At 69.1% G+C, this 8956-nt stretch carries 8 protein-coding genes; 3 read left to right on the forward strand and 5 right to left on the reverse strand.

Translation table 11 applies throughout. The features are described from left to right. Nucleotides 1-5: 5 nt before the first annotated feature. Nucleotides 6-860 carry a 30S ribosomal protein S2 gene (gene rpsB, locus ACKOQ4_RS01495; protein WP_526288125.1) on the reverse strand — a complete coding sequence of 285 codons (855 nt, stop codon included), beginning with the start codon at nucleotides 858-860 and terminating at the stop codon, nucleotides 6-8. Nucleotides 861-1121: 261 nt separating this feature from the next. On the opposite strand from rpsB, the gene ACKOQ4_RS01500 reads away from it, so the two are divergent. Then, a complete protein-coding gene (locus ACKOQ4_RS01500) occupies nucleotides 1122-1607 on the forward strand; it encodes a M23 family metallopeptidase (RefSeq protein WP_526288127.1) in 486 nt (161 codons plus the stop codon). A 2-nt stretch (nucleotides 1608-1609) separates the two neighbouring features. On the opposite strand, the gene ACKOQ4_RS01505 is transcribed toward ACKOQ4_RS01500, so the two are convergent. Next, nucleotides 1610-2524, reverse strand: a complete 915-nt coding sequence (locus ACKOQ4_RS01505) for a tyrosine recombinase (RefSeq protein ID WP_526288129.1) — start codon at nucleotides 2522-2524, stop codon at nucleotides 1610-1612. Between the two features lie 60 nt (nucleotides 2525-2584). Beyond that, nucleotides 2585-2755 (reverse strand): DUF8730 family Cys-rich protein, encoded by a 171-nt coding sequence (locus ACKOQ4_RS01510; protein WP_526288131.1) that lies wholly within the window; start codon nucleotides 2753-2755, stop codon nucleotides 2585-2587. 182 nt (nucleotides 2756-2937) lie between these two features. Between ACKOQ4_RS01510 and ACKOQ4_RS01515 the strand changes: the two genes are divergently transcribed. Both ACKOQ4_RS01515 and ACKOQ4_RS01520 read left to right on the forward strand, forming a co-directional pair. Further along, entirely contained in the window at nucleotides 2938-3387 is a 450-nt protein-coding gene (locus ACKOQ4_RS01515) for an MmpS family transport accessory protein (RefSeq protein WP_526288133.1), read from the forward strand. Next, nucleotides 3384-6425, forward strand: a complete 3042-nt coding sequence (locus ACKOQ4_RS01520; protein WP_526288135.1) for an MMPL/RND family transporter — start codon at nucleotides 3384-3386, stop codon at nucleotides 6423-6425. The genes ACKOQ4_RS01515 and ACKOQ4_RS01520 overlap by 4 nt, the downstream gene beginning before the upstream one ends. On the opposite strand, the gene dprA is transcribed toward ACKOQ4_RS01520, so the two are convergent. Together dprA and ACKOQ4_RS01530 are read right to left on the reverse strand one after the other, a co-directional pair. Continuing rightward, the gene (gene dprA / locus ACKOQ4_RS01525) at nucleotides 6422-7501 is read right to left on the reverse strand and encodes a DNA-processing protein DprA (RefSeq protein WP_526288139.1); all 1080 of its coding nucleotides are present in this window, start codon (nucleotides 7499-7501) and stop codon (nucleotides 6422-6424) included. The genes ACKOQ4_RS01520 and dprA overlap by 4 nt on opposite strands. Before the next feature lie 50 nt (nucleotides 7502-7551). Next, the coding region (locus tag ACKOQ4_RS01530; protein ID WP_526288137.1) for a YifB family Mg chelatase-like AAA ATPase at nucleotides 7552-8956 on the reverse strand (1405 nt) is incomplete at its 5' end.

Consider the following 8956-nt stretch of genomic DNA (forward strand, 5'->3'; position numbering starts at 1 on the left):
CCATGTCAGCCCTCCGTGACGGTGACGGTGATGGATTCGTCGGCGACCGGTCCGGCCGCCGGAACGTCTCCCGTGGGTGCGGCCTCGAGGGCCGCGCTGGCCAGCAGTTCCTGTTCCCACTCGGCGAGCGGCTCGGCCTCGACCTCGGCGCCGGCCTCGGTGCGGCCGGCCTGGCCGCGGGCCTGCAGGCCCTCGGCGACCGCGGAGGCGATGACCTTGGTCAGCAGCGCCGCCGAGCGGATGGCGTCGTCGTTGCCCGGGATCGGGTAGTCGACGAGGTCGGGATCGCAGTTGGTGTCGAGGATCGCGATCACCGGGATGCCCAGCTTGCGGGCCTCGCCGACGGCGATGTGCTCCTTGTTGGTGTCGACGACCCACACCGCGCTCGGCACCTTCTGCATATCCCGGATGCCGCCGAGAGAACGCTCGAGCTTGTTCTTCTCGCGGGTCAGCATCAGGATTTCCTTCTTGGTGCGACCCTCGAAACCGCCGGTCTGCTCCATTGCCTCGAGCTCCTTGAGGCGCTGGAGACGCTTGTGCACGGTGGAGAAGTTGGTGAGCATGCCACCGAGCCAGCGCTGGTTGACATAGGGCATGCCGACCCGGGTGGCCTCCTCGGCGATGGACTCCTGCGCCTGCTTCTTGGTGCCGACGAACATCACCGAGCCGCCGTGGGCGACGGTCTCCTTGACGAACTCGTAGGCCTTGTCGATGTAGGTCAGCGTCTGCTGCAGGTCGATGATGTAGATGCCGTTGCGGTCGGTGAAGATGAACCGCTTCATCTTGGGATTCCAGCGACGGGTCTGGTGCCCGAAGTGGGTGCCGCTGTCGAGCAGCTGCTTCATGGTCACAACAGCCATTTCGGCCATTCCTCTTACCTTGTCGGTTGCCGCCCGGCGACGGGTGAAGCCGGGCCCTGGCGTCTGCGCGCACACCGACCCGTCTTGCGACGGGACCAACCGGTGGGCGCGGCATGTGCCGGTTGCGGCACTGCACTCAGACGCGCGAAGTCAGCCCGCTCGCGCAGGCTGCACCGGGGAGTTTACACACAGCACCGGGTTGATCCCCAATCGCCGATCGCCGGCAGGCGCGGACCGCGCTGCCTGCGGTGAACTGGGCGGATGCGTGCCATGGCCGTACTTGCCGGTTTGCTGGTGTCCGCCCCCGTCGGGCGGGCCGACGACGTGCGACTCCAGTGGCCACTGCAGCCGCCGGCGGTGACGCGGGCGTTCGACGCCCCGAGGCCGGACTGGCAGCGGGGTCACCGCGGGGTGGATCTGGCCGGGCGGGCGGGGCAGCCGGTGTATTCCGCCGGCCCGGGGACGGTGGTGTTCGCCGGCTCACTGGCCGGACGGCCGGTGATCTCGGTGGCGCACGCCGGCGGTCTGCGGACCAGCTACGAACCGGTCGAGGCGACGGTCCGGGCCGGTCAGCGGGTTGGTGCCGGAACCGCGCTGGGCCGGCTCATGCCCGGGCATCCCGGCTGCCCGGCGTCGGCATGCCTGCACTGGGGCGCGATGTGGGGCTCGGCGAGCCGCGCCGACTATGTGGACCCCCTGGGGCTGCTGGAGGCCACGCCGGTCCGGCTCAAACCGCTGGCCGGCTGACGTCAGGCCCGCGGATGGGCCTGGTCGTGCACCGCGCGCAGCCGGGCCACCGTGACGTGGGTGTAGAGCTGGGTGGTCGCCAGCGTGGAGTGACCGAGCAGTTCCTGGACGACCCGCAGGTCCGCACCGCCCTCCAGCAGGTGGGTGGCCGCGCTGTGGCGCAGGCCGTGCGGGCCGATATCGGGGGCGCCGTCGACGGCGGCAACGGTCTGGTGGACCACGGTGCGGGCCTGCCGGGGGTCCAGCCGCCGCCCTCGCGGCCCGAGCAGAAGGGCGGGTCCGGAGTCCGAGTTGACCAGGGCCGGGCGGCCGTCGGCCAGCCAGTCGCTCAAGGCGGCCAGCGCGGGCCGCCCGAACGGAACCGTGCGCTGTTTGTTGCCCTTGCCCAGCACCCGCAGCAGCCGCCGGTCGGTGTCGACGTCGTCGACGTCCAGTCCGCACAGTTCGCTGACCCGGATTCCGGTCGCGTAGAGCATCTCCACGATCAGCTTGTCCCGCAGTGCCAGCGGGTCTCGCTGTTCGGCGCCGAGGTCGGCGGCGGCCATCGCGGCCAGGGCCTGATCCTGACGTAGCACCGCGGGCAGGGTGCGATGGGCCTTGGGTACCTGCAGCCGGGCCGCCGGATCGGCGGACAGCATCCCGCGGCGGGTGGCCCACGCGGTGAAGGTCTTGACCGCCGAGGTGCGCCGCGCCAGCGTCGTGCGGGCCGCCCCGGCAGCGGCCTGCGCGGCCAGCCAGGCCCGCAGCAGCGGCAGGTTGAGGCCGTCGAGACCGCTGAGCGGGGCGCGTTCCTCGAGGAAGGCGAACAGCGATCGCAGATCGGCCAGGTAGGCCCGCTGGGTGTGCTCCGAACGGCCGCGCTCCAGCGCCAGATGTTCGGCGTACTCGTCGAGGATCGCCTGGGTGGGAGCGCTCACCCCCCTACGGTGGCAGACGTCCCCCGGCCGGGGCGCGAGCGGGCGTGGCGTGTCGGTGGGTCAGGCGTTCCGGCGCCGGAACCAACTCCGGCGGGGAGCAATGGCCTCACCGGCGGCATGTCCGTCGCACCACTGGCCGGCCGGCACGCCGCGCTTCACCGCGTCGACGTGCATACCGCATCCGGCCCAGGTGGTTTTTCCGCAGGCCCGGCAGTTGGTGGCGCGGCACATGGGGATTCTCCTCACGGGGTCGGCGTCGATCCGGACTCCTGTATACCATACCCCCTATGGTATTAATCTCGTGAGTCAAGGCCCGGCGACCGGCCACCGGATGACCCCGGGCACCCGGAGACCCGACCTGACAGAAGCGCCGGCTCCCGGCGGACAGGCTTCACCGGAAAGGAAGACCGACGTTGAAACCCCTGACGGCAGTCCTGCTCCTGCTCAAGCGGTACTGGGTGCTCACGGTGGTCCTGGTGGCCCTGCTCGGAGCGGTAGCGGTGGTGAGTCGGCTGCGGACGTTCTTCGACTCCGATAAGCCTTACCTCGCCGCGTCTCAGCCGGCCGACGACATCCGGCCGATCAACACCAAACGGGTGACCTACGAGATCGTCGGCCCGCAGAACGCGTCGGGCCGGGTGAGCTACCTCGATGTCAACGGCAGGACCGTGGAGGCCGGCTTCGCCTCACTGCCGTGGTCGGTGACGGTGAGTACCACCGACCCCGGCGTGCTGGCCAATGTGGTCGCCCAGGGCGACAGCGCGGAACTGGGCTGCCGCATCCTCGTCGACGACAGGGTGGTCGCCGAGGACCACGCCGAAGGTCGCGACGCCCTGGCCTTCTGTCTGGACAAGGCAGCATGAGCGCGCACGGCGGTGACTCGCGGACATTCTTCCCGCGGACGGTCCGGGCGCTCGCGGTCCCGATCATCCTCATCTGGGTGGCCTTCACGGCGGTGGCGAATCTGCTTGTCCCCCAGGTCGAGAAGGTCGGCATGGCCAACGCCGTGTCGATGTCGCCCCAGGACGCCCCGGCGGTGATCGCCGCCAAGCGAACGGGACAGAAGTTCGGCGAGTCCGAGTCCGACAGCATCGCGATGGTGGTGCTGGTCGGCGATCAGTCTCTCGGCGAGGACGCCCACCGCTATTACGACACCCTGGTGGCCAAGTTCGAGGCCGATGACGAACACGTGGAACACGTCCACAACTTCTGGGGCGACATGATCACCGCCGCCGGGGTGCAGAGCAGTGACGGCCATGCCGCCTACGTCCAACTCAACCTGGCCGGCGATCAGGGCAGCACCCAGGGCAACAAGTCGGTCGACGCCGTCCGCGAGATCATCCACGACACCCCGCCACCGGCGGGGCTGCACGCCTATGTGACCGGACCGGCACCGCTGACCACCGACTCGCTGGAGGCCAGCGACCGCGGCATGATCAAGATGACCGTGGTCACGATGATCGTCATCACCATCATGCTGGCGCTGGTGTACCGCTCGGTCAGCACCGTGCTGATCATCCTCGCCATCGTCGGAGTCGAAATGGGCTCTGCCCGTGGGGCCGTCGCGGCGGTCGGCAAGCTCGGCCTGATGGACTTCTCGACGTTCTCGGTACCGCTGATGACTGCGCTGTCGATCGCAGCGGGCACCGACTACGCGATCTTCCTGATCGGCCGCTATCACGAGAGCCGCCAGAACGGCGAGGACCCGGAGTCGGCGTATTACACCGCGTTCCGGGGTGTCGGCCACGTGATCCTGGGATCCGGGCTGACCATCGCCGGGGCGATGCTGACCCTTCGGCTGACCCGGCTGTCGTACTTCAACTCGTTGGCCTACCCGTCGGCGATGGCACTGCTCATCGTCGTGGCGGCAGCGATGACGGTGGCGCCGGCCATCCTGGTGGTGGCGACCCGTCGCGGCCTGCTCGATCCCAAGCGGATGATGAAGACGAGGGGCTGGCGCAAGGTCGGCACCGCCACCGTCCGCTGGCCCAAGCCGATTCTCGCCGCCGCAACCTCGGTGGTGCTGCTCGGCATCCTGGCCATGGTCGGCTACAAGACCTCCTACGACGACCGGCACTACATTCCCGCCGACGTCCCGGCCAACGTGGGATACGCGGCGGCCGAAAAGCACTTCAGCACTGCGCGACTCAACCCCGACATCATGACCATCGAGTCCGATCACGATATGCGCAATCCCACCGACATGATCGTGCTCGACCGGATCACCAAGGCGCTGTTCCGGATCAGGGGCATTGCGATGGTGCAGGGCATCACCCGTCCGCTGGGCTCCCCCATCGCGCACAGCTCGATTCCGTACCAGATCAGCATGTCCTCGGTGCCGATCACCCAGAACCTGCAGTTCCTCAAGGAGAGGGTCGGCGACATCAGCGCGATGTCCGGCGATCTGGGCGCGATGATCTCGTCGATGACACGGATGCAGGACCTGATGACGCAGATGTCGGCGTCGATGAACGGCACCGTCGCATCCGCCAACGGCATGGTCGAGTCGGCGAACGGCATGGTCGGGTCCGGCAGGCGCAGCGTCGAGGACATGAACACCATGAAGGCCACCCTCGACGAGATGCGCGACAACCTCGCCGACTTCGACGACGCGGTGCGCCCGTTCCGCAACTACTTCTACTGGGAGCAGCACTGCGACAACATCCCGGCGTGCAACGGCATCCGGGCGGCCTTCGACGCCACCGACGGGGTGGACAAGTTCAGCGACGACATGGCCGGCCTGCAGACCGACGTCGGCGCCATGATCGGCGGCATGGACGCGATGGTGAAGGGCATGGACGACATGGTCAACGGGATGGGCGACATGAACGCCCTGTTCCCCCGGATGGTGGCGGAGTTCCCGCCGATCATCGCGACGGCGACCACCATGCAGAACACCCTGCAGACCATCCACAGCAGTTTCGACGGGTTGATCAATCAGATGCAGCAGATGACCGACACCGCGACGGCGATGGGCGAGGCGTTCGACGCGTCGCGGAGCGATGACTACTTCTACCTGCCTCCGGAGGTCTTCTCCAACCCCGATTTCCAGAAGGGCCTCAAACTGTTCCTGTCACCGGACGGCAAGGCGGCGCGGCTGATCATCACCCACGACACCAATCCGGCCTCCGAGGAGGGCATCTCGGTGGTCGACGACGAACTCGTCGCCGCGCACGAGGCGGTCAAGGGCACGTCGCTGGCCGGCGCCGACATCTACCTGACCGGAACCGCGGCCACCTACCGCGACATCCAGGCCGGCGCCAGATACGACACCATGATCGCCGCGTTCGCAGCTCTGACGCTGATCTTCATCGTGATGCTCATCATCACCCGGGCCCTGGTGGCCTCGATGGTGATCGTCGGCACGGTGGTGATCTCGCTCGGGGCGGCATTCGGCATCTCGGTGTTCATCTTCGAGCGGATCGTCGGGATCGAACTGAACTGGATCGTCCTGGCTTTCGCGGTGATCATCCTCATGGCCGTGGGCAGCGACTACAACCTGCTGCTGGTGTCGCGGTTCAAGGAGGAGATCGACGCGGGTATCAACACCGGCATCATCCGATCGATGGGCAGCACCGGAACCGTGGTGACCGCAGCCGGACTGGTGTTCGCCTTCACCATGGGATCGATGATCTCCGGCGACCTGCTCAACGTCGGCCAGGGCGGCATGACGATCGGAATCGGCCTGCTGCTGGATACGTTGATCGTGCGCTCGCTGATGACACCGTCGATAGCGGCCATCCTCGGCCCGTGGTTCTGGTGGCCGTTGAAGGTGCGTTCACGCCCTTCGTATTCCGAACGGATGCGCCACGTGACCACGCGGAACCCGGCGAGGATTCCAGACATCTTCAACACGGACGGCGGACTGCCTGCGGACGCGAACGCATCGACCGGACCCTAGGGGCGGTTGCGCGCCAGCCGCCACTTGCCGTCCTGGCGTTGGACCAGACCGGCGATCTCCAGCATCGCCAGCGGGCCGAGGACACCGGCCGCCGGAATCCCCGAACTGACCGAGATCTCATCGGGGGTTCGGGCCCCCCTGGCCGGCAGCGCGTCGTAGACGATCCGCTCGTTCGCGGTGAGCTCGTCGAGCGGGGCGGCGGGGCGCGGCTGCTCATCGGCGAATTCACCCGGGCTTCCCGCGAGTTCGACCACCTCCTGGGCGCGGGTGACCAGTTCCGCGCCCGCCTGCAGAAGCACATGACAGCCCGTTGATGCAGCGGAGGTCACCGGGCCGGGCACCGCGCACACCACCCGGCCCAATCCTCGGGCCCATGCCGCCGTACTAGCCGCCCCGCTGCGGATGCCCGCCTCGACAACCACGGTCGACCCTGACAGCGCGGCGACCAGTCGGTTGCGGGTCAGGAACCGGAATCGAGTCGGCCGGACACCGGGCGGATATTCGCTGACCAGCAAGCCACCGCGGGCGATGCGGTGCAGGAGTGCGGAGTGCCCGGCCGGGTAGAGCACGTCGACTCCCCCGGCCAGCACCGCCACGGTCACGCCGTCCGCGGCCAGCGCGGCACGGTGGGCGGCCCCGTCGATGCCGTAGGCACCGCCGGAGACGACTGCCACGTCCTGCTCGGCAAGCCCGGAGGACAGCTCCGCCGCCATGTGCTGGCCGGAGGCGGTGCACGCCCGCGTGCCGTCTATCGCCGCGGCCCGCGGATACACCTCCTCGAGCCGCTGCGGCCCGATCACCCATAGCGCCAGCGGCGCTCGGCCTTCCGGTTTGTCGCGCACCGGAGTGCCGAGGAAGGCGGCGAACGCCAGGCCCGGCCACTCGTCGTCGTCGGAAGTGACCAGCCGGCCACCCCGCCGCTCGAGGATCGCGAGATCCTCAGCTGCGCAGTCGATCTCCCGTCTCACCTCGGTCTTTCTCGACAGCCGGGGATCGACCGCACCTCGGCGCACCCGGTCGGCGGCCTCGACCGGACCAACCTTGCGGACCAGCTCATCGAGGTGTGCGCAGGGCATCTCGGCGACTCGGGACAGGTATGCCCAGGCCCGCAGCCGGCCTGCCGGACTCACTGCCTGGCCTCCATCTGACGGAAGCTCAGCGCCACCGACACGTCATCGACACCCGGGCTGGTCCGGCCCGCCAGATCGGCCAGTGTCCAGGCGACCCGCAGGGAGCGGTCGACGCCGCGGATGCTGAGCAGGCCCCGGTCCAGTGCCGTCTTCAGCGGGGCCATCGCGGCCGGGCTGAGCCGGAAGACCCGGCGCAGCACCGCCCCGGAGACCTCGGCGTTGGTGGTGAATCCATAGCGGCGCCAGCGCTCGGCGCCGGCCGCACGCGCCTGCGCCACCCTGGCCCTGACGCGGTCGCTGCTCTCGGCCGGCTGTGGCTCGAAAGCCCCGGCGCGCACCGTGTGCATCTGTACCCGCAGGTCGACCCGGTCCAGCAGTGGGCCGGAGAGCTTCCCCAGGTAGCGACGCCTGTCCAGCGATGAGCAGATGCAGTCGCGCGGATCTGTCGGAGCGCATGGACACGGGTTGGCGGCAAGGATGAGCTGGAAGCGCGCCGGGTAATGCACCACGCCGTCTCGACGGGCGAGCCGTATCTCGCCGTCCTCCAACGGGGTTCGCAAGGCCTCCAGAACGCTGAGCCGGACTTCCGCGCACTCGTCGAGGAACAGCACCCCGCGGTGCGCCCGGCTGATCGCTCCCGGTCGGGCCAGCCCGGACCCGCCTCCGACCAATGCGGCCACGCTCGAGGAGTGGTGCGGGGCGATGAAGGGCGGCCTGGTGATCAGCGGGATGCGTTTGGAGAGCAGGCCCGCGACCGAGTGGACCGCAGTGACCTCCAGCGCCTCACCGTCGGTGAGATCCGGCAGCAGACCCGGAAGTCGTTGGGCCAGCATTGTTTTGCCCACTCCCGGCGGTCCGGTCAGCATGAGGTGATGCGCTCCGGCGGCGGCGACCTCGACGGCGAAGCGGGCCTGCGTCTGCCCGACCACATCGGCGAGATCGGCCACCGGCGGGTCCGCCGGCCTCGGATTGACCACCCGCGGGGCCAGACCGCTGCCGGTGTCCAGCCAGTTCCGTAACTGACCCAGAGTGCCGACCCCGCAGACCTCGATCCCGTCGACCAGGCTGGCTTCGGCCAGGTTCGCTTCCGGGACGACGACGACCGGCCGGCCCTGCCGTTTGGCGGCGAGCACCGCCGGCAGCACTCCGTGTACGGGGCGAACCCGCCCGTCGAGCGCCAGTTCGCCGAGCAGAACGGCCTTCTCCAGCCGATCCCAGGGTGTCCTCCGTCCGGCCGAGAGCACCGCACACGCCAGCGCGATGTCGTAGAGCGAGCCGGTCTTGGGCAGGGTGGCCGGGGACAGCGCCAGCGTCAGGCGCGACATCGGCCAGGTGTTGCCGCAGTTGGTGATGGCGGCGCGGACCCGGTCCCGGGACTCCTGCAGCGCGGCGTCGGGCAGC

It is taken from the genome of Mycobacterium sp., from assembly GCF_046095365.1.
Classification (GTDB): Bacteria; Actinomycetota; Actinomycetes; order Mycobacteriales; family Mycobacteriaceae; genus Mycobacterium.

Coding starts and splice junctions, on each gene's coding strand:
- rpsB (WP_526288125.1), bottom strand. CDS start 860: ATGGCTGTTGTGACCATGAAGCAGCTGCTCGACAGCGGCACCCACTTC.
- ACKOQ4_RS01500 (WP_526288127.1), top strand. CDS start 1,122: ATGCGTGCCATGGCCGTACTTGCCGGTTTGCTGGTGTCCGCCCCCGTC.
- ACKOQ4_RS01510 (WP_526288131.1), bottom strand. CDS start 2,755: ATGTGCCGCGCCACCAACTGCCGGGCCTGCGGAAAAACCACCTGGGCC.
- ACKOQ4_RS01520 (WP_526288135.1), top strand. CDS start 3,384: ATGAGCGCGCACGGCGGTGACTCGCGGACATTCTTCCCGCGGACGGTC.
- dprA (WP_526288139.1), bottom strand. CDS start 7,501: ATGCCCTGCGCACACCTCGATGAGCTGGTCCGCAAGGTTGGTCCGGTC.